General features: G+C 68.2%; 21 protein-coding genes. 3 read left to right on the plus strand and 18 right to left on the minus strand.

The window, feature by feature from the left end; translation table 11 throughout:
* The first annotated feature begins 45 nt into the window (after window positions 1-45).
* The gene (locus WAQ08_RS12725) at window positions 46-657 is read left to right on the plus strand and encodes an MOSC domain-containing protein (RefSeq protein ID WP_422191948.1); all 612 of its coding nucleotides are present in this window, start codon (window positions 46-48) and stop codon (window positions 655-657) included.
* 17 nt (window positions 658-674) lie between these two features.
* Here WAQ08_RS12725 and WAQ08_RS12730 read toward each other — a convergent pair whose 3' ends face one another.
* The 5 genes from WAQ08_RS12730 to WAQ08_RS12750 all read right to left on the minus strand — a co-directional run bounded on the left by WAQ08_RS12730 (window position 675) and on the right by WAQ08_RS12750 (window position 6,586).
* Window positions 675-1,556, minus strand: coding sequence for a PEP-CTERM sorting domain-containing protein (locus tag WAQ08_RS12730; protein WP_422191949.1), 882 nt, complete (start codon window positions 1,554-1,556; stop codon window positions 675-677).
* Between the two features lie 38 nt (window positions 1,557-1,594).
* Window positions 1,595-3,574 carry a bifunctional metallophosphatase/5'-nucleotidase gene (locus WAQ08_RS12735; RefSeq protein ID WP_422191950.1) on the minus strand — a complete coding sequence of 660 codons (1,980 nt, stop codon included), beginning with the start codon at window positions 3,572-3,574 and terminating at the stop codon, window positions 1,595-1,597.
* Between the two features lie 63 nt (window positions 3,575-3,637).
* A complete protein-coding gene (locus WAQ08_RS12740; protein WP_422191951.1) occupies window positions 3,638-4,387 on the minus strand; it encodes a PEP-CTERM sorting domain-containing protein in 750 nt (249 codons plus the stop codon).
* 175 nt (window positions 4,388-4,562) lie between these two features.
* Window positions 4,563-5,519: a 5'-nucleotidase gene (locus WAQ08_RS12745; RefSeq protein ID WP_422191952.1), complete on the minus strand. Its 957-nt coding sequence runs from the start codon at window positions 5,517-5,519 to the stop codon at window positions 4,563-4,565.
* A gap of 41 nt (window positions 5,520-5,560) precedes the next feature.
* Window positions 5,561-6,586, minus strand: a complete 1,026-nt coding sequence (locus WAQ08_RS12750) for an AAA family ATPase (protein ID WP_422191953.1) — start codon at window positions 6,584-6,586, stop codon at window positions 5,561-5,563.
* 255 nt (window positions 6,587-6,841) lie between these two features.
* On the opposite strand from WAQ08_RS12750, the gene WAQ08_RS12755 reads away from it, so the two are divergent.
* Window positions 6,842-9,319 carry an ATP-binding protein gene (locus WAQ08_RS12755; protein ID WP_422191954.1) on the plus strand — a complete coding sequence of 826 codons (2,478 nt, stop codon included), beginning with the start codon at window positions 6,842-6,844 and terminating at the stop codon, window positions 9,317-9,319.
* Between the two features lie 15 nt (window positions 9,320-9,334).
* Here WAQ08_RS12755 and gspF read toward each other — a convergent pair whose 3' ends face one another.
* From gspF to gspG, 11 genes are all read right to left on the minus strand, one after another.
* Window positions 9,335-10,561 (minus strand): type II secretion system inner membrane protein GspF, encoded by a 1,227-nt coding sequence (gene gspF / locus WAQ08_RS12760; RefSeq protein ID WP_422191955.1) that lies wholly within the window; start codon window positions 10,559-10,561, stop codon window positions 9,335-9,337.
* Between the two features lie 15 nt (window positions 10,562-10,576).
* A complete protein-coding gene (gspE, locus tag WAQ08_RS12765) occupies window positions 10,577-12,001 on the minus strand; it encodes a type II secretion system ATPase GspE (protein ID WP_422191956.1) in 1,425 nt (474 codons plus the stop codon).
* A gap of 13 nt (window positions 12,002-12,014) precedes the next feature.
* Window positions 12,015-14,324 carry a type II secretion system secretin GspD gene (gene gspD / locus WAQ08_RS12770; protein ID WP_422191957.1) on the minus strand — a complete coding sequence of 770 codons (2,310 nt, stop codon included), beginning with the start codon at window positions 14,322-14,324 and terminating at the stop codon, window positions 12,015-12,017.
* A gap of 3 nt (window positions 14,325-14,327) precedes the next feature.
* Window positions 14,328-15,269: a type II secretion system protein N gene (gspN, locus tag WAQ08_RS12775; protein ID WP_422191958.1), complete on the minus strand. Its 942-nt coding sequence runs from the start codon at window positions 15,267-15,269 to the stop codon at window positions 14,328-14,330.
* A 13-nt stretch (window positions 15,270-15,282) separates the two neighbouring features.
* Window positions 15,283-15,807, minus strand: a complete 525-nt coding sequence (gspM, locus tag WAQ08_RS12780) for a type II secretion system protein GspM (protein ID WP_422191959.1) — start codon at window positions 15,805-15,807, stop codon at window positions 15,283-15,285.
* Window positions 15,808-15,820: 13 nt separating this feature from the next.
* Window positions 15,821-17,086 (minus strand): type II secretion system protein GspL, encoded by a 1,266-nt coding sequence (gspL, locus tag WAQ08_RS12785; protein WP_422191960.1) that lies wholly within the window; start codon window positions 17,084-17,086, stop codon window positions 15,821-15,823.
* Between the two features lie 112 nt (window positions 17,087-17,198).
* Window positions 17,199-18,224, minus strand: coding sequence for a type II secretion system minor pseudopilin GspK (gene gspK, locus WAQ08_RS12790; protein WP_422191961.1), 1,026 nt, complete (start codon window positions 18,222-18,224; stop codon window positions 17,199-17,201).
* Between the two features lie 8 nt (window positions 18,225-18,232).
* Complete coding sequence (locus WAQ08_RS12795; protein ID WP_422191962.1) at window positions 18,233-18,859, minus strand: PulJ/GspJ family protein; 627 nt, start codon at window positions 18,857-18,859, stop codon at window positions 18,233-18,235.
* A gap of 8 nt (window positions 18,860-18,867) precedes the next feature.
* Window positions 18,868-19,215: a type II secretion system minor pseudopilin GspI gene (gene gspI / locus WAQ08_RS12800; protein WP_422191963.1), complete on the minus strand. Its 348-nt coding sequence runs from the start codon at window positions 19,213-19,215 to the stop codon at window positions 18,868-18,870.
* A 58-nt stretch (window positions 19,216-19,273) separates the two neighbouring features.
* Window positions 19,274-19,771 (minus strand): pilus assembly FimT family protein, encoded by a 498-nt coding sequence (locus WAQ08_RS12805; RefSeq protein WP_422191964.1) that lies wholly within the window; start codon window positions 19,769-19,771, stop codon window positions 19,274-19,276.
* Window positions 19,746-20,201, minus strand: a complete 456-nt coding sequence (gene gspG, locus WAQ08_RS12810; protein WP_422191965.1) for a type II secretion system major pseudopilin GspG — start codon at window positions 20,199-20,201, stop codon at window positions 19,746-19,748. The genes WAQ08_RS12805 and gspG overlap by 26 nt, the downstream gene beginning before the upstream one ends.
* A 186-nt stretch (window positions 20,202-20,387) precedes the next feature.
* Between gspG and WAQ08_RS12815 the strand changes: the two genes are divergently transcribed.
* Window positions 20,388-21,056: a hypothetical protein gene (locus tag WAQ08_RS12815; protein ID WP_422191966.1), complete on the plus strand. Its 669-nt coding sequence runs from the start codon at window positions 20,388-20,390 to the stop codon at window positions 21,054-21,056.
* Window positions 21,057-21,072: 16 nt separating this feature from the next.
* Here WAQ08_RS12815 and ilvA read toward each other — a convergent pair whose 3' ends face one another.
* Window positions 21,073-22,764, minus strand: a complete 1,692-nt coding sequence (gene ilvA, locus WAQ08_RS12820; RefSeq protein ID WP_422191967.1) for a threonine ammonia-lyase, biosynthetic — start codon at window positions 22,762-22,764, stop codon at window positions 21,073-21,075.
* A gap of 172 nt (window positions 22,765-22,936) precedes the next feature.
* Window positions 22,937-23,353 (minus strand): F0F1 ATP synthase subunit epsilon, encoded by a 417-nt coding sequence (locus WAQ08_RS12825; protein ID WP_422191968.1) that lies wholly within the window; start codon window positions 23,351-23,353, stop codon window positions 22,937-22,939.
* Window positions 23,354-23,437: the final 84 nt, after the last annotated feature.

Here is a 23,437-nt window from a genome sequence, read left to right on the forward strand (position 1 = left end):
CCCCTCGGGCCCGGACCAGGCCCGGGCTTTGCTATCCTGAACCGCATGAGCCCGCCCCCGCCCAACCGCCAGCTTCTGTCCGTCAATGTGGCCCAGGCCCGCCACGTCACCATCGACGGTCGGCAGATCCTCACGGCCATCGACAAGCACCCGGTGAGCTCGCCCGCCGATCCGCGCCGCATCAAGGTGGGGCCGCTGGGCCTGGAAGGCGATGAGCAGGCCGACCCGACCGTGCACGGCGGCCAGGCCAAGGCGGTGTACGCCTACCCGCACGAGCACTACGCCTTCTGGCAGACGGTGCGCGCGCAGGCCGGCAAGGCTGGCTGGGACGACACCGCCAACCCCGGCCTGCTGGGAGAGAACCTGACCATCACCGGCCTGCTGGAATCAGACGCCTACATCGGCGATGTGCTGCGGTTTCCGGACTGCTCACTGGCGGTGAGCGAGCCGCGTCATCCCTGCTTCAAGTTCGAGGCCAAGCTGTTCCGCCAGGCCTCCAAGATGATGGTGCAGTCGTCCTTCTGCGGCTTCTACCTGGCGGTGCGCCAGGAGGGCACGATCGCCGCGGGCGAGCAGTTCGAGCTGGTGCCCGGCCCGCGCGAGGTCAGCATCCGCGACCTGTTCCGCGATCAGATGTCCCGCAAGAAGAACATCTGACCCGATCGTGTTCGCGCTCAGCCCTGGCGCGCACGGCGGCGCAGCACGCCACCAATCACCACCGCGCCGGCCAGCAGCATCGCCAGGCTTTGCGGCTCGGGCACGGCGGCAACCGTCAGCTGCCCTTGCAGCAAGCCTGAGCGATCGATGGCCAGGCCTTGGCCCGCGCCGAGCCACACCGGCGCACCCTGCGTGAGTTGCTGGTGAGCGGCCAGCGTGAGCACCAGTTCGTCCCCCACCACGGCCTCGAAGCTCAGCTGGATCTGCTGGCTGCCGCTGTCCGACCACAGGCTGTCGTGGCGGGCCAGGCTGTCGGCGCCGCGCGAGATGTCCAGGCTCAGGCCGATCTCGCCCTGCCCTGCCAGGCCACCGAACAAGGCATCGGCCGAGCCGCTGAAGCTCACGCGCACGCGGGTGCCCACCGCCTCGCCGGCATCACCCACGATCAGCAGGCGCAGGCCACCCAGGGCCAGGTCCTGCGTCAGGTTGAAGCCCGAGACCTCGGTGCCCTGCGTGGCCGCCACGTTCCAGTACTGCGCGGCCGACAGCATCACATCGACCGTGCCCGGCGTCAGCTGCGTGTCCACCGACACCAGGAGCGAATGGCCCTGTTCGACGCTGGCCGAGCCCACCGCTTCTGGCTGGCCCGCCACGCTGTCGGCCAGCAGCACCTGGCCGGGGGCGGACAGATCCTGCAAGGCGCCCAGCACGCCCGTGCCGGCTGCCTGGCCGCCGACCTGGCCGGACTGGTCGAGGAAATCAACGCCGTAGCCCGGCGACAGCAGGGACCAGCCGGCAGCCTGCACGGGGGCCTGGGCGGCCAGGGCCAGCCCCAGGGCCAAGGCCACAGTGCGCAGGGTGGGGGCCTTCAGCAAGGCCCGGGTTGCCATCTTCATCATCTTGGGTACTCCTATGACCTGGTTCAGCCTGTACCTGCTCAGGGCAGACGGGTGATGCGGTTGCGGGCGCCCGGGGCCACACCGGCCGGGTTGGCGCGCAGGTAGGCATCGAAGGCATCGGTGTCGACCGCGCCGCCCAGGCGGCTGGTGCCGTTGCGCAGGGCATAGAACTGGTCACCGCCGTCGGCCAGGAAGCTGTTGACGGTGATGCGGTAGCTGGCGGCCGGGTCCACCATCACGCCGTTGATGCTCAGGCTGGCGGCATCCACCTTGGCACAGGCCGGGCCATTGGCGCTGTAGGTGTAGCGCAGGCTGTCGGACACCTGCAGGATGCGGTTGAACGGTTGGCCGGCAACCGGCGCATCGGCCGGATAGCCTTGCGTGCAGCCGGTGAACTGCTGCTCCAGCACCAGCTTGAGGTCGGCGCCGGTCAGGGTCAGCGTCACCATGGCGTTGCCGAAGGGCTGCACGGTGAAGGCCTCGCCGTAGGTGACCTGGCCATCGATCTTGCCGGGGGCGCTGTAGGGCATGTCGGCACGGATGCCACCTGGGTTCATCAGCGCGACCACGGCATCGCCGAAGCCGGGATCATCGGTAGCATCGAGCTGCGCATCGGCGATCACATCGCCCAGGCTGGATTCGCCGGCCGCAGTGGTGTCGCGGGTCAGCGAAGCCGTGATGCGGCCGATCACGCGGCTGGCGGGCTCCAGGGCCTCGGCCTTGTAATGGTCGACCACGGCCTTGAGCGATTCGGCCTCGGCCACGGCGCTGCTGTTGGGGATGCTGATGTTGTTGGCAGCCACGCTGCGCACGTCGTGCGTGCGCGTATCGAGCGTGAGGTCGATGTCAGTGATCATGCGGCCGTACTGGCCGGCCGAGGTCACGCGCACATTGGCATTGGCCTTGTTGGGCAGTTCGCAGTTGTAGGCCTGGTGCGTGTGGCCGCTGACGACCATGTCCACCGCCGGATCCAGGCGCTTGACGATGTCCACGATGGCGCCGGACACATCGGTGCAGCCGTTCGCGCCGCCCGAGACGGTCGCGCCGCCTTCATGCACCAGCACTACCACGGCCTCGATGCCCTGGGCCTTGAGCTGGGGGATCAGCGCATTGACGGTGTCGGCCTCGTCCTTGAAGCTCAGGCCGGCCACACCGGCTGGCGACACGATGGTGGGCGTGGCTTCCAGCGTCATGCCGATGAAGGCCACCTTGTGGCCCATGAAATCCTTGATGCCCACGCCGGGCAGCACGGTCTGGCCCGTGGTGGTGTCCTGCACATTGGCGGCCAGGAAGCCGAACTGCGCGCCCTTGAACTGGCCTTCGGCACTGAGGTCGGCCGGCAGGCCTTTGCCCGAGTAGATGTCGGTGGGGTGGTTGCCGCCGTGCTGCATGCGCAGGATCTCGGCCTTGCCTTCGTCGAACTCGTGGTTGCCCACGGCGTTGAAGTCGATGCCGATGCGGTTCATGGCCTCGATGGTGGGCTCGTCATGGAACAGGGCCGAGACCAGCGGGCTGGCGCCGATCATGTCACCGGCGGACACCACCGCATGCAGCGGGTTGGCGGCCTTGAGCTCGGCCACCTTGGTGGCGAAGCGCGCCACGCCGGGGTTGCTGCCCGATGCCTCCACAGAGCCGTGGAAATCGTTGAAGCCGATCAGCTTGACCTTGAGCGTGCTGCCGACGCCGGAAGCCTGCGCAGCGCTCAAGAGCTTCACGCGCTCGACCGCCGAGAGCTTGCCGGCCTTCTGCAAATCGAAGGACACGCGCGACACATGCGACACGAAGGCCGCCTGGTTGGCCCAGGGCTGCTCGTCGGCGAAGGCATCGTCGAGCGTGGCGCAATCGGCACCCACCACGCGGTTGGCCAGGCCCGTGTCGTGCGAACCGAAGGTGACGCGGCTGTTGCCCGCATCGATGGTGCAGGCCGGTGTGGCAGCGTGGGCGTACTGCCAGCCCAGCGCGCCGATGAGGGCGCAGGTGAGGGCCAGGGCAGTGGGGTGGAATTTCTTGTCGATCATGGTCGAAGCCATCCTGTAGGTCGGTGAGATCGGGGCGGTGTCGGCGCTGATGCGATGAAGGGATCAACCCAGACGTCGGCGACCCATGAAACCCAGCAGGCCCAGGCCGGCGACCACCATCGCGGCGGCATCGGGCTCAGGCACGGCGGTCACGCTGAAGGCGGTGGTATCGGGCACCAGGGCGGCGTAGCTGCCGTTACCACGATCGGTCCAGTTGGCGGCGTCAGAAACCAGGGCCTTGTAGTCGGCCAGGTTGGCCAGGCCGCTGCGGGGGCCGGTGTACTCGGCGTAGTCGCTGCCATTGCCCAGCTTGACGGCGCCCGCACCGATGCTCAGGCCGGTGTTGGTCAGGCTGCCCTGCTCGCTGCTGAAGGCGCCGCTGGAGACGGCGGCCAGGAAGGTGGTCGGCGCGGTGGCGCTGCTGCCCTGGTACAGGTAGACCGTTTCGTTGTCGGCGCTCATGCCGTAGTTGCTGCTGCCCGATACCGACACACGGCTGAGCGCGCCCAGCGAGGCGCTGAGGCCCGTGGTGTCGATCTTCGAGAAGCGGATGACCGTGCCGGCGGTGATGGCGTTGCCACCGGTGTTCCAGCCGTGGTAGCTCTCGCCGGTGTTGAAGGCCGAACCGTTCCACTCGTTGTCGGAGAAGTAGAACTGTGTGTTGGCGGCCAGGTCGACGAAGGTGACCAGCGACCAGCCGTCTTCATCGGCGTTGTAGGCCGTGAAGGCCAGGTCACCAGCGCTCAGGGCGTTGGCATTGAGGGCGACCACGGTGGTGGCCAGGGCGAGGATCGAGCGCTTGAGGATGGACATGGGTACTCCGTGACATGCAGCCCGCGGTGCGGTGCCGTTCTGGAGTCCATGCTAGGGAACGTGTTTGAAGCGGCCATGACGTGGCATGAGCCGTTTGATGAGCCGGTCAAGAAGGGCTCATGCCATCGTTTTCAAGGGGATGGCGCCTCGCGGACGAAGCCGTGTCCTGCTTGTGTCAGGACTGTGTCTGGGGGTTGCGAACACCCGCCGCGACATGGCCTGCCGGCACGTGCGGCGCGGCGTTCTCGACGTGGCCGGTCTGGTCGTCGAAGAAGAAGTCGGGCTCGAACTCGCGCAGGAAGGCGCCCTTGGGCAGGCCGCCCAGGAACATGGCCTCATCGACGTCGATGTGCCAATCCATCAGCGTGCGGATGGCGCGCTCGTGCGCCGGGGCGCTGCGGGCGGTGACCAGCGCGGTGCGCAGGCGCATGGGCGATGGACCCTGGCCTTCACCGGGTGGTGCGTCGTCGGGCTTGGTGCTGGCCTGTTCCAGTGCGCGCAGGGCGTGCAGGGCCAGCAGCAAAGGCTTGAAGGGGCCGGCCGGCAAAGGCTTGCTGGCTTGTTCGACCTCGTGGCGCTGAAAGGCGTCGAGCCCACCGCTCTGGAAGATCTGCTCAGCCTCGTCGGAGAACAGCACGGCATCGCCATCGAAGGCGATGCGCACTTCATTGGGATGTGCCTCTCCGGCGCGTGCGGCATGCGGCAGCACGCGGGCAGCAGGCACGCCTGCGGCCAGGGCTGAGCGCACATCGGCATCGTTGGCCGACAGGAACAAGTGGGCACCAAGCGGCCGCAGGTACTGCCAGGGCGATCGGCCGCGTGTGAACACGCCGCGCTCGATAGGCAGGCCGTAGTGCTGCGCAGAGCGGAACACGCGCAAGCCGGATGCCGGATCGTTGCGCGAAAGGATGACGACCTCGACACGCGGGGCGCCGGGCGCATTGAAGGCAAGCAGCTTGCGCACGAGCTGGAAGGCGACGCCGGGGCGGGCGGGCGCATCCAGGCGGTCAAGCTGGAGCTGCATGTAGGCACGGTCGTCCGCAGCTTCGAACAGCTTGTTCTCCTCTTCGAAATCGAAGAGGGCGCGGGAGGAGATGGCAACGACCAGTTGGCCTTCTAGCGATGCGGGCATGGGTGGGAGTTTAGTGCGCCAAGCGCGCAGCACTCGACAAGCTACTGCACAAACCCGATCGAAGCCCTCTTCGAAACCCCCGCCGGCAGATCCCGAACCTCCACCGCATCCCGCCCATCCAGCTTGGCATTGCCGAACGCCGTCATCAACGCCCGCCGCATCTCCCGCGGCGCCATCGCCGACATCGCTTCCAGCACAGACTCACCCAACTCCGGCACAAACCGCTGCCCCCAAGCATGATCGGCCCGGATGCTCCGATACAGCTTGCCCGCGATCTTGCGCGAAGCCTCTGCATCCGGCATCTCGATCTCGAACACATTCACCCGGTTGAGGATCGGATCCGGAATGCTGCGCGCATCATTGGCCGTGGCCACCCAGATCACCTGGCTGGCATCGATGGGCACCTCCGCGAACTCATCGGTGAAGCTGTGCGCCGTGTCGTGCTCCAGCAGCCCATAGAGCGATCCCAACGGGTCGTACGCATGCTCGCCACCCGCCTTGTCGATCTCATCGACCACCATCACCGGGTTCGCGTACTGCCCATCGACCAAAGTCTCGAACACCTTGCCCGGCCTCGCCCCCTTCCACTGGCTCGAAGCGCCGGACAGCACCCAGCCCGCCGTGAGCGAACTCATCGACACGAAGCCCATGCCCGTGCCCAGCAGTTGCGCCATCGCGCGCGCGAAGTGCGTCTTGCCCACGCCCGGCGGGCCCAGCAGCAGCATGGGCGTGATCTCCAGCGCATCGTGGCTGTCGGTGCACAACGCCAGCTGGCGCCTCAGGTCATCGAGCACCTCATGGAAATTGGGCAGATCATCGTAGAGGTGCTCCATCGCGGGCAGCCCGGAGGGCTTGACCTGGAAGCGGTCAGGCCCCTTCTCGAGCATGCGCTCGTAGGTGGCCCGCAGGCCCTCGTGATCCCGCGAGGGCAGCTTGCCCAGGCGCCGTTCGACCTCGTCGAGCCGGTACACATGCCGCATGTGGGCAATCGGGATCCGCGTGCGGCTGCCGGGCTCGGGCACCGGCACCAGTTCGCCATGGCCTTGGGTGTTGCTGCGCGCTGTCATCCACTCACCTCCACCCGGGTCGGAGACATCATGCCCGGGACATGATCACCACATCATTGCAACAAAGGATAGCGGGCTGGAACCCATGAACAAGGGGGGCAAGCCGGTGGGCAAATTCGCCCCACAACCGCCCTCATCCGGCGCACAATGGTCGGCTGGCGTGCGGGCCTGTGGCCCCGCTGACCGGAACGACGATCAACACCATAGCGAAACGGCGACAATCCAGGGCAAGAACTCACTCGGAGGCCCATCGCCATGTCCGCCCGCGCTGCCCACGGGGCTCTCGCCCCCGACGCCGGCCTGCCCAGGCTGTCCGCCTGGCACCGCCGCCTGATCGCCCTGCTGGGCTGGATCGGCGCGGCCACCTTCCTGACCCTGCTGGTGTGGTCCGCCCACCCCTGGTTCATCAGCCAGGCCTCGCACCCCGACGTGAGCTTCGCGCAAGAGCGCTTCCGTCAATTGCCCACGCCCGCCCACCCCGGCAGCGACTGGCTGGACGTGACCCTGCCCGACACCTGGGCCGAACGCGGCCTGCCCGGCGGTGGCGTGGGCCGCTACGAGATCACCCTCAACCTGGCGCGCCCGCCCAGCGCCCTGGGCGACGGCCCCTGGGCCGTGCGCTTCGACCGCATCAGCTTCCAGCACCGCATCTGGCTCAACGGCCAGCTGATCCATGCCGAGACGGTGGGCGCCGCCGGTCCCACGGGCCGCCCGCTGGCCTACATGATGCAGATCCCGCGCGAGTTGCTGCGCGAAGGCCCGAACCGCCTGGCCGTGGAGGTGCACCACGGCAGCATGGGTGGCCTGTCCACGCCCATCGTGGGGCTGGCGGTCGATGTGGCGCCGGGCTTCAACGCGCAAAGCTTCCTGACGGAAGACCTGCCCCTGGCCGTGAACGTGGTGGCCGCGGCCTTCGCCGCCTTCCTCACGCTGATCTGGCTGCGCCGCCGGCAGGAGGTGGGCATGGGCATGCTGGGGTTGCTGGCCATGGTGGTCTCCATCCGCAACAGCGCCTACTACGTGGTCAACGGCCCGACGATGCCGCCGCAGCTCAGCGCCTGGATGTACTTCAGTGCGCAGACCACGGCCACCGTGCTGCTGGGCGCCTTCGCGATGGCCATTGCCGACAAGGACTGGCCCTGGTTCCGCAAGGTGCTGTGGGGCACGCTGATCGGCGCGCCGCTGCTGGGCGCCATCGCCGCCTCGCACGGGGTGCTGCCGCAGGTGCGGGCCATCGTCTACCCGGCGATGCTACTCTTGATGCTGCCCACCTTGACGCTGCTGCTGCGCGTACCGGCCAAGTTCGGCGGCTGGTCAGGGCGGGGCATGGTGCTGGGCATCGCGATCTCGCTGGTGGCCGGTGTGCACGATTACCTGCGCCTGCAGGGCATGGTGTCGGTGATGCACACCTACTGGATGTCGCTGGCCACGCCCATCACGCTGGCCAGCTACGGCGTGGCGCTGATGAACCGCTTCATCGAGGCCGTGAGCGAGGTCGAGCAGCACAACGTGCAGCTCGAACACAAGGTGGCCGAGCGCACGGAGGACTTGGCCGCCGCCAACGCGGCCAAAGGCCAGTTCCTGGCCGCCGCCAGCCATGATCTGCGCCAGCCCGTGGCTGCTGTGGGCCTGTTGTCGGGCCTGCTGCGTGAACGCCTGAAGGATTCCCCCCTCAAGGACATGACCGACCGCCTGGCCGATGCCGTGCGCGCGATGGAGAACCTGCTCAGCGGCCTGCTCGATCTGTCGCGCCTGGAAGCCAAGGCCATCCGCCCGCACTGGCAGGGCGTGGCCCTGGGCGACCTGCTGCGCCGCATCGCCACCCACGAGGAGCACGCAGCCAAGGCAAAGGGCGTGCGCCTGAAGCTGCGCCCCACCCAGGCCGTGGCCGAGAGCGACCCGGTGCTGCTGGAGCAGATGGTGCGCAACCTGGTGGGCAATGCCGTGCGCTACACCCAGCGCGGCGGCGTGCTGGTGGGCGTGCGGCGGCGCGGGCCGCGCCTGTCCATCCAGGTGTGGGACACCGGCGGCGGCATCGCACCCGCCGATCAGCAGCGCATCTTCAAGGATTTCGTGCAGTTGGCCAACCCGGAGCGCAACCAGGCCAAGGGCCTGGGGCTGGGCCTGTCCATCGTGCAGCGGGCGTCCCAACTGCTGGACCACCCCATCGGGCTGCGCTCACGCGTGGGCCATGGCTCGTGCTTCTCGATCGACGTGCCGGCGCATCAGGGGCAGATGGCCGCTGCCGCGCCCTCTGTGGCGTCCCTCGCCGAACTCACGCACGATGCACCGCCCGCATCGCCCCCGCCCACCGCGTCCGACCGCCCCTTGCAGGACTGCCACATCGTGGTGCTGGACGACGATGCCAGCGTGCGCCAGGCCCTGACAGAGCGCCTGCGCGCCTGGGGCGCCTACGTGAGCGCCGTGGACTCGCTGGAGGCACTGGACGAACTGCTACAGCGCGTGATGTCCATCGACATGCTCGTCACCGACCACCGCCTGTGCGACGGCGATGGCTTCCAGGCGATCGGGCTGGCGCGGGCCATCCACCCCCAACTGGCGGCGATGGTGATCACGGGCGACACGGCCAGCGCGCAGTTGCAGACCTTGCTGAGCAGCGGCATTCCGGTGCTGCACAAGCCTTTCCAGGCGGATGTGCTGCTGGCGGTGATCGTGCTTCAACTGGGCGGCGCACAGAGCGGCGCCAGCGAGGCCACCGCGGTCAACGCCTGAACGGTCAGCCTGGGGTCACTTCACCCAGGTGTTCATCTGCATGATGGGCAGCATCACCGACATCACGATCAGCATCACCACCAGGCCCATCACCACGATCAGCAACGGCTCGAGCACCGTGGCGATGGCAATGGCCTTGCGCTGCACCTCGCCGGAGAGCTGGTTGGCCGCGCGCTGCAGCATCACGGGCAACTGGCCCGTCTGCTCACCCAGGCGGGCAAACATGGGCAACAGGCCCGGGAAGCGCTTCTTGGCTGCCAGGGCCGAAGCCAGCGGCGCACCTTCGCGCACCTGCACCAGCGCATCAAGCGCATCGGCCCGCATGGCACGGTTGGACAAGGTTTCGGCCGCGGCCTGCAGCGCCTTGAGGATGGGCACGCCAGAGCCCGCCAGCATGGCCAGCGTGCCCGCGAAGCGCGCCGCGTTATAGCCGCGCGAGAGCTTGCCGATCAGCGGCAGGCCCAGCCAGAAGGCATCAAACTTGAGGCGAAAGCCCTCGTCACGCCGCGCGAACATCAGCCCCGAGAAGCCGCCCACCGCCACCAGCGCGATCAGCCAGCCCCAGTTGCGCATCAGCGCACTCAGGCCCAGCATGAACTGCGTGAGGAAGGGCAGCGCCCGCTTGCTGCTGGAGAACACCTGCGCCACCTGAGGCACCACGAACACCAGCAGCGCCACCACGATCACCACGGCGAACAGGGACACGATGGCCGGGTACAGCGTGGCCCCGATCAGCTTGGATTTCAGCGCCTGCTGCTCTTCCAGGTCATTGGCCAGCTTGTCGAGCACGTTGCCGAGCTGGCCGCTTTGCTCGCCGGCCGCCACCACGCCACGGTAGACATCGTCGAACTCGCGCTTGAAGCCGGACAGGGCCTGTGCAAAGGGCGCACCGCCGTTGACCTCGGAGCGCAAGTGCGCCACCAGCTCGCGCTGGCGCGGATCCTCGGCCTCGTCGGCCAGGGCCGTGAGCGCACGCTCCAGCGGCAGGCCGGCCACGACCAGGCCCGACAACTGCCGCGTCCAGATCGACAGGGCCGAGGCGCTGAACACGCGGCGCGTGAACAGCGTGGACGGGGCCTTGCCGCCGGCCTCCTGCTGCGCCGCCATGACGGCATCGACCTTGAGCGGTACCAGGCTCTGGCCCCGCAACTGGGCGCGTGCGGCCTTGGGGTTGTCGGCATCGACCAGGCCGGAGACGGTCTTGCCTGCTGCGTCCAGGGCTTCGAAGCGGAAGGCGGCCATGTGCGTGATCCGGCCTTATTCGCGCGTGACGCGCAGAACCTCTTCGAGCGAGGTGACGCCTTCGGCCACCAGGCGCTCGCCGTCATCACGCATGGTCTGCATGCCGTCCAACTGGGCTACCTCGAACAGGCGGGCCTCGGAAGCCTGGCTGTGGATCAGGCCGCGAATTTCGTCGTCGGCCACCATCAGCTCGTACACGCCGGTACGGCCCTTGTAGCCCGTCATGCCGCACTCGGTGCAGCCCACGGGGTGCCAGCGGTGCTGGTCATCGTCACGCTTGCAGTGCGGGCACAGCTTGCGCACCAGGCGCTGGGCCAGCACGCCGATCAGGCTGGACGACAACAGGAAGGGCTCGATGCCCATGTCCGTCAACCGGGTGACGGCGCTGGGCGCATCGTTGGTGTGCAAGGTGGCCAACACCAAGTGGCCTGTCAGCGACGCCTGCACGGCGATCTGCGCGGTTTCGAAATCGCGGATTTCACCGATCATGATCACGTCCGGGTCCTGGCGCAGGATGGCGCGCAGGGCCTTGGCGAAGGTCAGGTCGATCTTGGCGTTGACCTGGGTCTGGCCGATGCCGGGCAGTTCGTATTCGACCGGGTCTTCCACGGTGAGCACGTTGGTGGTCGATGCATCGACCGTGCTCAAGCCCGCGTACAGCGTGGTCGTCTTGCCCGAGCCTGTGGGGCCCGTGACCAGCACGATGCCGTGCGGCTGGCGCAGCAGGCGCTTGAAGCGGTCGAGCGACTCGCCGCTCATGCCCAGCGATTCGAGGGTGAACTTGTTGGCATCGCCCTTGTCCAGCAGACGCAGCACGGCGCGCTCGCCGTGGGCCGATGGCAAGGTGGACACGCGCACATCCACCGCGCGGCCGCCGATGCGCAGGCTGATGCGGCCATCCTGCGGCAGGCGCTTCTCGGAGATGTCCAGCTCGGCCATGATCTTCAGGCGCGAGATCAGCGCGGCGTGCAGGGCCTTGTTGGGGGCCACCACCTCGCGCAAGGTGCCGTCCACGCGGAAGCGCACGGCCGATGAACGTTCGTAGGGCTCGATGTGGATGTCGGAGGCGCCATCCTTCGCGGCCTGCGTGAGCAGCGCGTTGAGCATGCGGATGATGGGCGCGTCGTTGCTCGATTCGAGCAGGTCTTCCACGGCGGGCAGGTCCTGCATCATGCGCGACAGATCGACCGCGCTCTCGACCTCGCCGACCACGGCCGCCGCACTGCCCTCACCGGCCGCGTAGGCCGTGGCAATGCGCTGGCTCAGCGTCTCGGAGGGCTCACGCTCGATGCTGTTGACCACGTACTGGCGCATCACCTCCGACAGAGCGGACAGCGACACGACCTCGCTGGTCCACAAGGTGGTGCGCACGCCATCGGTCTCCAGCAACAGGCCGTTGCTGCGCGCGAAGGCGTAGGGCAAGGGATGTCGGGCGCCCATGGTGTGCTCCGGCTCAGTTCGAGGGGGTGACCGCAGCGGGCGGCAGAGGCTGCGAGGGCACCACGGCGGGCGGCGCCACCGGCACGGCGGTAGAAGGCGTCAGGCGCGGCGCATAGCCGGAGTTGGGCGGCATCACCACCGTGGGCTCGGGCGCACCGGGCTCATCGAGCGGCTGGCGCACCGAGGGTGCCGTGAGGTCGTTGCTCAGCTTGAGCGGGTCGAGCACAGGTGCAGAGTTGACCGACAGCGGCCACGGCGCGGGCTGCCCAGCCGCCTGACGCTGGCGCATGTAATCGTAACGGTCCAGCGTCACGGCATTGGTCGCGTCTTCCGTGCGCATCACCACGGGGCGCAGGAACACCATCAGGTTCGTCTTCTTGCGCTCGCGCGAGCGTGATTTGAACAGGTTGCCCAGGTAGGGAATGTCACCCAGCAAGGGCACCTGCGAATCAGCATTCGAGTAGTCGTCCTGCAGCAGCCCGCCCAGCACCAATGTGGCGCCGTCATCGATCACGACCGTGGTTTCGATCGAGCTCTTGTTGGTGGTCGGCCCGGTGGTGGCGGAGACGGAATCGACCGACGAGCGCTCCTGGAACACGGTCATGCGCACTGCACCGCCCTCGCCTACCTGCGGTCGAACCCGCAGGGTCAGGCCCACGTCCTTGCGCTCCACCGTGGTGTAAGGGCTGACTGTCGAGCCGCCACTGGAGGTCGAATAGGAGCCGGTGATGAAAGGCACGTTCTGACCGACGACGATCTTGGCCTCTTCGTTGTCCAGCGTGATCATGTTGGGCTTGGACAGCACGTTGCCATCGGCCTTGGTTTCCAGGAAGTTGGCCAACGCCCCCAGGCTGTAGGTGCCATTGCTGTTGCGCTTGACAACCCCGACGCTCATGCCGCTGACACCAGACAGCACCGCTTCAGGATTGACGGCTGCGGCCAGCAAGCCCGGAATGCCCTTGACGGGCAGGTTGGTGCCGACCCCGGCGTTGCTGCCCAACGCACTCACCCATTGGATGCCGACCTCGTTGAGCTTGGTCTCGGACACCTCGACCACCATCGCCTCGATATAGATCTGCGCGCGGCGGCCATCGAGCTGGTCGATCACGGCACGCAACTGGCGGTACAGCGCATCTGGTGCGGTGATGATCAGCGCATTGCTCGCAGGATCGGCCTGGATGAAGCCGCCGGTCGATGGCTGCGCCGAGGCCCCCACGGGTGCAGATGCCTGGGTGGACAGGCCCGAGGAGGAGGACGATGAACCAGCCAGGCTCGACGAACCGGTGGTGTTGGTGGATGTCGGCGTGGTCGGTGTCGTGGGTGTACTGCTCGCACCACCCGAGGATGCGGACGAGCCGCTGCCCCCCGTCGGGAAGGCCGCGCGCAGGATCTGCGCCAGCTTCACCGCATCGGCGTTCTTGAGGTAGACCACATTGATGCCGCTGCCGGCCAGGCCATTGCTGCCAGGGCGGTCCAGGCGCTGCACCAGGCCCTTGAGCATGGCCAAGCGCGCCGGGTTGGCCGCACGCACCAGCAGGGTGTTGGTGCGCGGCTCGGCCATCACGGTGGTGGACTGGGCTGCGGCCGCGGCGCCCGGCACCGCCGTGCCGCCTCCATCGGCGAAACGCTGCACCATCGGTGCGAGGTCAGACGCGATCGCGTACTGCAGCGGGATCGCCTCCATCTCGGTAGCACTGGGCACATCCATCGCCGCGACGATCTGGCCGATGCGGCGCAGGTTGTCGGCGTAATCGGTGATCACCAGCGTGTTGGTGGCCGGGTTGGCGTTGATGGTGTTGTTGGGGCTGATCAAGGGGCGCAGCACCGTCACCATGCTGTTGGCGTTCTCGAACTGCAGCTTGAAGATCTGCGTGAGCACCTGGTCGCCCGAGCGCTTGACGGCATTGCCCACATCGACCGTGCCGGTCTGCAGCTTGGCTTCGGCCTCGGGCACCACCTTGAGCAGGCCCGACACCTCGACCAGGGCAAAGCCCTGGCCACGCAGCGCCGACAGGAAGTTCAGGTAGGCCTCGCGCGGCGTGAGCGGCTGCTCGCTGTACAGCGTGATCGTGCCCTTCACCCGTGGATCGACCATGATCTGCCGGTCGATGATGGCGGCCATGGCGCGGGCCACGCCTTCGATCTCGGCGTTGACGAAGTTCAGAGTGACCGAAGCGCTTTCCCTGCGGGCCGGGGCCGCCAGGGCCTCACCGCCAGGCAGCAGCGACACCAGGGGCAGCACACCGCCAGGGCCGAAAACCAGCGCGAGGGTGGTGGCCAGCGCCACGGCGCGGGGACGGGAAACCAGAGGATGGGTCAGCATGACTTATCCGATCGAAATGACAGAACGGTCGCCCTCGCGGCGGCCGATGATGCTCAACAAATTGCTCAGGGCGCCGCGCTCGGCTTCGCTGGCCGTGGCCTCGCCACGGAAGCGAGCCCCGGCGGGACCGACCGAGCCGGAGCCGCTGAGCTGCAGCGCGCCGTTCTCGGTGGACAGCCCCAGCATGACCTGGTCCTGCATGCCCTCGAGCGACAGGCGGTAGGTGCCCAGGCGATCCAGCGTGGTCACGCGGGAGGCCACGTCCTGGAACACCAGGTCAGCGCGCCCTTCCACGCTCAGGCGGCCCTGCGCCCACACCATGCGCAGCCCTTGCGTGTGCAGGCGCAGCGTGCCGGTGAGTTCCAGCGTGTTCCACGGCGTGCCCAGCCCCGACAGCCAGCCGGCCGGCCACTGCCCGCTCACACCCGGCCCGAAGCCCGGTGCAGCACCTTCTGGCGCCGCGGCCTGGGCCTGCCGGCCATTGACGAGTTCAGCCTGCACGCGCCCCCAGCCGGGCCGCACGATCAGGGCCACGGGCTCGGGCAGGCAGCAATCCTGGGTCAGCACCAGCTTGAGGCCCAGGCCATGGGGGCGCAGATGCCAGCCCAGGCGGCCAGGCAGCGCGCGCGCATCACGGCTGCCGGGCCCGCCGGTGAGCACCGCCACCGCATCACCCGACCACACCGTGCCCTGGGCTTCGGCCAGGATCAGGCGCCCGCCCGTGCGGCTGTTGACCACATCGGCCAGCCACGAGGCCGGCGCGAACAGCATCAAGCCTGCCAAGCCGCCCAGCACGGCGCCCCAGCGGCCCCAGCGGCGGCCTGCCTGGCGCATCTTTTCCCACTTGACCGTCTCGAGCGTGGACTCCAGCCAGCGCGAGGTGGCCTCGAAGCCCTTGGGCCTCCAGGCGGCCGTGCCGCGCTTGACGGATGAGAACCAGGACATCGGCACCGCTCCTTCAGCGCCCCGCCGGCGCAACGCCGGGCAGCACCACGCTGACGGTGCCGGAGTACACCCCGGGCTCGACCTGCGCGAAATTGGCCTCCACGGCACGGGCGCGCGCATTGGCGCGGACATCGGCCAGCCACTGGGCCAGGTCGGCGCCAGCCACCTTGGTAAGCGTCACGGTGGCGCGGTCGGGCAGCATGCGGATCTTGGCGCCCTCGCCCAGGCGCTCGGTGGCGCTGCGCAGGGCAGCCTCGGCCTGGGCCGGCGGCACCACGGGCGCCTGACGCAAGGCCTTGACCTCGGCGGCCTGGCGCTGCATGTCTTCGAGCACTGCGTTGACCTCACGCAGCTGCACGGGGGTCTGCTGCAGCGTCTTCCAGGCCGGGCGCACGCCGATCAGGAAGACCAGTGTGATCGCGGCCAGCCAGGCCATCACGCTGACAAGCTGGCGCTCGCGCGGTGCCATGGCGACCCAGCGCGCCGTCAATTGCGCGCGCAGGCCCTGGAGAGGAGAGGATGCGGTCTGTTCAGCCATGGTGTTTCTTTGATCAGCCCCGCGCCGCGCGACGCACGGTGACCTGGCCATTGCCCTGCTGCTCGACCGCGAAACCAGCCGCCTGCAACGCTTCGCTGAACTGCATCACCTGCGGCTGGCCCCACTGTTCGGGCAGGGCCACCGACAGGCTGGCGCCGTCATAGGCCAACCCGCGCGAGGGTGTGTCGCCCTGCCAGGCACCGGCCACGGCCTGCATCAGCGTTTCCAGGTCCGCGTCGCCGGGCTGGCCCGCCAGGGCGCGCAGGTTGTCGGTCTCGCGGCGCATCTGCACCGGCGCATCCAGAATCACCTGCACCTGCGGATGGGCCTGCTTGAGCACGGTGGTGATGGCATCACGGCGGGCCTTGACCTCGCGCTGCTGGTGCCAGGCCCACAGGTTCAGGCCGATCACCTGCACCACGACCAGGGCCAGCAGGCCGGCACGCACGGGGCGCCACTGCGGGCTCAAGAATTGGCGCCACTGGTCGGCTACCACCTGCCAGCCCTTGGTGCTGGGCGTGAGTTCGAACTGCAGCAGGTTCCACATCGAGCGGGCCGCCTGCAGCAGGTGTTCGGTCTGGGTCTGGGCGTGCACCGCATGGCCCAGCCAGCGTTCGGCCGGTGCGGCGGCGGCCGGCGTGGCAAAGCAACGGGCACCATCGGGCAGGGGCTCGGGCAGCAGGGCACGGGCCAACGTGCCGCCCAGCGGCCAGGTGGCCACGCCCTCGGGGGTCGACCAGGTCACCAGCAACTCGGCACCATCCTCGCGGGTACTGCCGGGCGTGTCGTGCACTTCATGGAAGTAGGCGGTCTCGGGCGCATCCGGCCACACGGCGGGCACCACACGGGCCACGCGCACCTTGGCCTTTTCCAGCGCCATCAGCTGGCCCGTGAGCCAGGTGTGGTCGCACACGGCCACCCAGGTCAACTCACCCGCCTTGGCCTGCGGGGCCACGGCCAGGTGCAGGTCTTCGGGGTCGTCCAGCAGTTGGTCTTCGAGCAGGCTGCCCAGGGCCTGGCGCAGGCGTGCCGAGGGCGCGCGGGGCAGGTTCAGGCGCTGCCAGCTCACATCGGTGAATCCGGTCACGGCCACCACGGTGTCGGCCTTGGGCAGGCCCGACGCCGGGGCCACGCCCTGGCGGGCCACCGTCTGGCCATTGGCGGTGAGCACGTACACGTACTCGCCCGGCCTGGCAGACGCACCTGATGCCGCCCCCCCATGATCCGGGTCGGAAGACAGGCGACGATGCGCCGGCAGCTGGATGATCAGTGTGCTCATGCCCTGGGGGACTTCTTGCGTGAAGGGGTCCGACCACACAGGGTAGTCATCCCGTCGATTGTAGAAGGCCGAGAACAACGGCCATTTAAGGATTCATACCCGTTTTGCAACATCACCGCCCCCCCTGGGAGGCCTGCATGTCCATGCCCGAGGCCGAGGTCTCGAACAGCACGCGGATGGTCTGGCCGTCGCGCTTGACCACATAGCGCTTCTGCATGACGCTGTCCTCCAGGCGCAGGCGCCCGGTGATCTCGAAGTAGCTGGAGGTGACGCTGACATTGCCGCCCGGCGGCTGGACGGCATTGCCCAGCACGTTGGACACCTCGCCCGCGTCCTTGAAGGGGTTGCGCTGGCGGTACTGCACCAGGCGGTCGGCCCGGCCCAGGTCCACATCCAGCACGGCGGCCAGCACCTCGCGCGGCGCGGTGTTGAGGTTGACGGGCACCTGGTCGTCCACGATCAGCGTCACGTAGGGGCGCAGCCGTTCGGCCACCCCGGCATCCACCCCCAGCCACACGATCTGGTCCACCGTCTGCGGCATCACGGGGGCTTTCTGGCGACCCTCCTCGCCACCGAGCTTGGCCAGCATCTGCGGGTCATCCGCCGCACGGGCCAGCCAGGAACGGCGCCAGGCCAGCGCCAGGGCATCGGCCACCGAGGGCGACATCGACAGGTACTCGCACAGGCGCTGCAAGGCCTGCAACTGCGCCTGGTCGATCTCGCCGGTGGCATCGAGCAGCGCCGCCAGGTTGAAGCGCGCCGCCACGTCGTAGATCTGGCCGGACAGGAAGGCCTCGGGCCCTGAATCGGCGGTGTTCTCCTGGTCGGAGGCCAGGAAGCTGGAGATGCGCGCCTCGGCCAGCGGCACGGCCCAGGGCTCGCCCAGGTGATCCACGTTACGACTGTCAGCGCGCAGGATCAGGCGCCCCCAGTCCAGCGCGCCGCGCAGGATCCATTTCGACTGCGCCACGCTGCGCTCGGCCGACTCCACCTGCACGGCCCGCCACTGCTGCCAGACCATGGACGAAGCGATGGTGACCACGATGGTGACGATGACCATCGCCGCCAGCAGGGCCGCGCCGCGCTGGCGCGTGCGTGGACGGCGTGGATGAAGAAGCCTGGTAATGCTGCGCAACATGCCCGGCCTCAGTTCTGGTTAGGCTGGTAGGCCAGCGCCACATCACGGATGATGCTGCCCTCGAAGCCGCTGCCAGCGCCCATGGTCAGCACGCAGCGCACGCCACGCGGAATGGGTGGGCGCCTGATCTGGATACCTGCGCCTGCGCTTGACTGGCAGTTGGTCCACGCCCCACCCCGGTTGCAATACAGCTGCCACTGGTCGATGCCCACCAGGGCCTGCAGCGAACCCAGTTCATTGCCCTGGAAGGACATCGACCGCGTCCATTGCTCCTGCAGCTCGCCCACGGTGGTCACGGCGGGGCCTGCCCAGCGCACCCAACGGCCACTGCGCAACGCCCACACCACCACCTGCATGCCACCGCCCGGCGCGCGGCGCGTCATGCGCAAGGTGCCGCCATCGAACAACAGGGGCTCGACCGTCTGCGAGTCCAGCACGGCGCCCAGATCGGCCTGCCATTGCGTCATCACCGACTGCAGCCTCAGCGTGCGCTGCACGTTGCCATCGGCCACCTCACGGGCCTTGCTGATGCCCTCCACACCCTGCCAGGCCATCAAGGCCATCACAGACAGGATGAGCAGGGCCACCATCACCTCGATGAGCGTGAAGCCGAAGGAGCGGGTGCGCTGGGGCACTGCGGCGCTCAATCCGGATACCTCGACACCACGGTGGAGATGCTCACCACCGACTGCCCCTGCTCATCAAGCACCCGGGTATCCACGCGGCGGAAATTGGGGTTGGGCGTGCCCTTGACGGACTGGAGCCCCTGGAGCTGGCGACCCAGTTGCTGGCACTGGAACTCACCATTGCCCGTGTTCGGATACGTGCGCGACAGGCGCAGCGCAGTGAGCTGGTTCTCCGCGCACCACTGCGCCACGGTCAGGTCGGCCAGGCGCTGGGCGTTCACCGTCAGGCCGCCAGCCGCCTTGAACCCCGCCGCCAGGGTGATGGCCACCACGGACAGCGCCACCAGCACCTCGATCAGGGTCATGCCGCGCAGGCAGTGCTGAGCACGAAGGGGAAAACGGCCATGAAGACGGCGTGAGGCCTCAGCGCACATTGGCCGCCTCCACAGGCGAACCGGCCGGGGCGTCATCGCCCCCCAGGATCGGCGCGAACGGCGACAGCCCATCGGTGCTGACCACCAACTGCCGATCGCCCAGGCGCAGGATCACGCTCTGCGCGCCGATCACGGGCTCGGGGCCCAGCACGATGCTGGTGGCCCCCACCACCTCGGCGCGCACATCGCGCTCCATCCATTGCAGGGAAGGCGCCAGGGCCGGCGGCAGCCCCAGGAACTGGTAATCGGCGCCGGATTCGGCACCACGCGGGATCCACAGCACCGTCATGCCCCCGGCGCGGGCCTGGGAGCGTGCGGATTCGAGCAGAGCCACCAGGCGGGCAGCCTCACGCTCCAGCCGCGAGGTGGACGGATCCGGAATGGCGAAGCTGACCACCGCCGCCGTGATAGCGATGATCGCCACCACGACCATGAGCTCCAGCAGCGTGAAGCCGCGGCGCTTATTGCCAGGAGCCGATGTCGGCATCCTTGCCTTCGCCACCGCTCTGGCCATCAGCGCCAAAGCTGAACACGTCGACGCCGGCGGCGTTCTTCACGCCCGGATTGACGTATTGGTAGACATTGCCCCAGGGATCCTTGGGCAGCTTTTCCAGGTAGGGCTTCCAGTTGGCCGGATTGGGGCCAGCCGAAGGCTTGACGACCAGGGCCTGCAGGCCTTGCTCGGCCGTGGGGTAGCGCTGGTTGTCCAGGCGGTACAGCTTGAGCGCCTGCATCAGGTTGGACACGTCGGTGCGGGCCGCGGTGAGACGGGCATCGTCGGCGCGGTCCAGCACATTGGGCACGATCAGGGCGGCCAGCAGGCCGATGATGACCAGCACCACCATCAGCTCGATCAGGGTGAAACCGCGTGCGACCTGCTTGAGGACACGGGCGGTGAAGCGAGGAGGCTTGTTCATAAGGGAACGCTCGAAAAACACGACATCCATGACAAACGCACCGTGCCGGCCGGCAGCACGGGCATTTGGGAGACAGGGGCGCCAGCATGCCGCACTTTGCCAGAACGGCACCGCAGGATCTACCCGCGGTGTTCGGGACATCTCTCACGCCGAAGTTCCCCGGCAGCCATGATAATGTGCCGCACCATGGTATCTCGCATCCTTGCCCTGCTCGTGTGGGCCGCTGTCGCAGCCAGCCTGGCCTACTGGGGGCTGCGCTGGATGGCCCGCCCCGCCGCCGTGCCCCCGGGCACCAGCTCGGTAGCCCTGTCGAGCACGCCCCCGCGCAGTGATGTCACCCGCCTGTTGTCGCCTCCTGCCAACGCGGCCTACGAGCCCAGCGCCCCTTCGCAGCAGGCCATGCTGGCCTCGCGGCTTCAGTTGGTTGGCGTGGTGGCGCCCCGCCGACAAGGCGAAAGCGGCGTGGCCCTGCTGGTCGTCGATGGCAAACCGGCCCGCGCCTACAAGACCGGCCATGCCATCGATGGCGATCTGGTTCTGCAATCGGTCACCCAGCAAGGCGTGCAGATCGGCCCGTCGGGCGGGCCGGCCGCCGTGAACCTCAACCTGCCCCTGCTGCCCCCCGCGGCCACTGGCACGCTGCCTGGCGTGGGCGGAGGCATGGGTGGGGGCATGAACATGAATGGCGCGGGCGGCTATACGCCCCCGCCGGCAGCCGGCATGCCCCATCCGCCCTCAGGGAGCTTGGGCAGCAGGTTCCAGCCGCGCCAGGCCACGCCTCAGGGCGGCAGCGGCATGGCCGACACCCCCGTAGAAGGCGCCGAGCAAGCGCCCCCCGGCCAAGCGGGCACCTGAGCCCCAAGCCCTGCGCTCAGCGCAGGAACAGCCGGTACACCGGGTTACGGCTTTCGTCCGTGTAGCGGTAGCCCATCCCGTCCAGCACCTTGGTCACGCGCTTGGCATCGGCCGGCGGCACCTGCAGGCCCATCAGGATGCGGCCATAGTCGGCGCCCTGGTTGCGGTAATGGAACAGGCTGATGTTCCAGCCCGGCGGCAGGGTGGACAGGAACTTCATCAGCGCGCCCGGACGCTCCGGGAACTCGAAGCTGAACAACCGCTCGCCATCGGCCAGCGAGGAGCGCCCGCCCACCATGTGGCGCACGTGCGTCTTGGCCAACTCGTCATGGGTCAGGTCCACCGTGGCAAAGCCCTGGGCCTCGAAGTCCCTGGCGATCTGCTTCGACTCGCCCTTGCGCTGTGTGCTCAGGCCCACGAAGACATGCGCTTGGCGCTCATCCGAGATGCGGTAGTTGAACTCGGTGACGCTGCGCGGGCCGATCATCGCGCAGAAGCGCTTGAACGAGCCGCGCTCTTCCGGGATCGTCACGGCGAACAGCGCCTCGCGCTCCTCGCCGACCTCGGCGCGCTCGGCCACGAAGCGCAGCCGGTCGAAGTTCATGTTGGCGCCGCAGTTGATAGCAATGTAGGTCTTGCCCTGGCCACCATGGCGGGCCGCGTACTGCTTCATCGCGGCCACGCCCATCGCGCCCGAGGGTTCCACGATGGAGCGCGTGTCCTGGTAGATGTCCTTGATGGCCGCGCACACCGCGTCGGTATTCACGATCACGAAGTCATCCACATGCTTGCGCACCAGGCGCAGCGTCTCCTCGCCCACCAGCTTCACGGCCGTGCCGTCGGCGAACAGGCCGACATCGGCCAGCGTGACGCGCTTGCCCGCCTTGGCAGAGCGGGCCATGGCATCGGAATCATCAGTCTGCACGCCGATCACCTTGATCTCCGGGCGCACGGCTTTGATGTAGGCGGCCACGCCGCTGATCAGACCGCCGCCGCCGATGGCGACGAACACCGCGTCGATCGGGCCCGAGTGCTGGCGCAGGATCTCCATGGCCACGGTGCCCTGCCCGGCGATCACGTCCGGATCGTCGAAGGGGTGCACGAAGGTCATGCCCTTCTTATGCTCCAGTGCGCGCGCGTGCAGGGCCGCATCGGAATAGCTCTCGCCGTGCAGCACGATCTGCACGTTGTCTCCCCCGAAAGCGGCCACGGCGTCCACCTTGACCTGCGGCGTCGTCACCGGCATCACGATGGTGGCCTTGCAGCCCAGGCGGCGCGCGCCCAGGGCCACACCCTGCGCGTGATTGCCTGCCGAGGCGCAGATCACGCCCTTGGCCAGCGCCTTGGCACTGAGCTGCGCCATCTTGTTGTACGCCCCGCGCAGCTTGAAACTGAACACCGGCTGGGTGTCCTCACGCTTGATGTAGACCTCGTGGCCCAGGCGGCGCGACAGGTTGTTGGCCCGCACCAGCTCGCTCTCGATGGCCACGTCGTAGACGCGCGTGGTCAGGATCTTCTGCAGGTAGTCGGCCAGACCCAGCGGTTTTGCCCTGGGCGTCTTGGAGGCCTCGGGGGCCTTGTCGATCGACGCGACTTTGCTCACACGCGTGGCGGGCTTGGCGCGCACGGTCGACGGGGTGGCGGCTGTGGCCGAGGCAGCGGGCTTCTGGGCGCGACGGGTGTTGGCAGCGGGGGCTTTGGCGGGCATGGCGTGCTCCGGGGACCTGTTGTAGGCGGCGATGCGATGGATCACACCACATCACCGCTGAAGAAATCTGGAAACCTAGAAACGACAAAGGCCCGCGGCAACGAGTGCTGCGGGCCTGCGGGGCATGCGTCCGTCGGCGTTCAAGGCCTCGGGACGGAAGTCGGTGTGACGATCACTTCTTGCGCAGGCGCCGGATCGCGGCAATCTGCGCGGCCATGATGGCCAACTCGCTCTGGGCCTTGGCCAGATCCAGCTCGCCCTTGGCGTTCTGAACAGCCTCTTGGGCCACGCGCTGGGCTTCCAGCGCCTTGGCCTCGTCCAAGTCCTTGCCGCGGATGGCGGTGTCGGCCAGGACGGTGACGCAGTGCGGCTGCACTTCCACGATGCCACCGGCGACGAAGACGAACTCTTCTTCCTTCGTGTCGGCGCGCTGGATGCGCACGGCACCCGGCTTGATGCGCGTGATCAGCGGCGCGTGGCGCGGCAGGATGCCGAGCTCGCCCACTTCACCCGGCACGGACACCAGGGTGGCCTCGCCCGAGAAGAGAGACTCCTCAGCCGAAACGACATCAACGTGAATGGTGGACATAAGCGCTTCCTAATAAAACCTGATTAGCGTGCAAGACGATTTAAGCAGCAAGCATTCGGGCGTCAGGCAAGGCGCCGCGCACAG

Origin of the sequence: Aquabacterium sp., from assembly GCF_049274795.1 — a bacterium.
In the GTDB taxonomy this organism is placed as follows: domain Bacteria; phylum Pseudomonadota; class Gammaproteobacteria; order Burkholderiales; family Burkholderiaceae_C; genus Aquabacterium.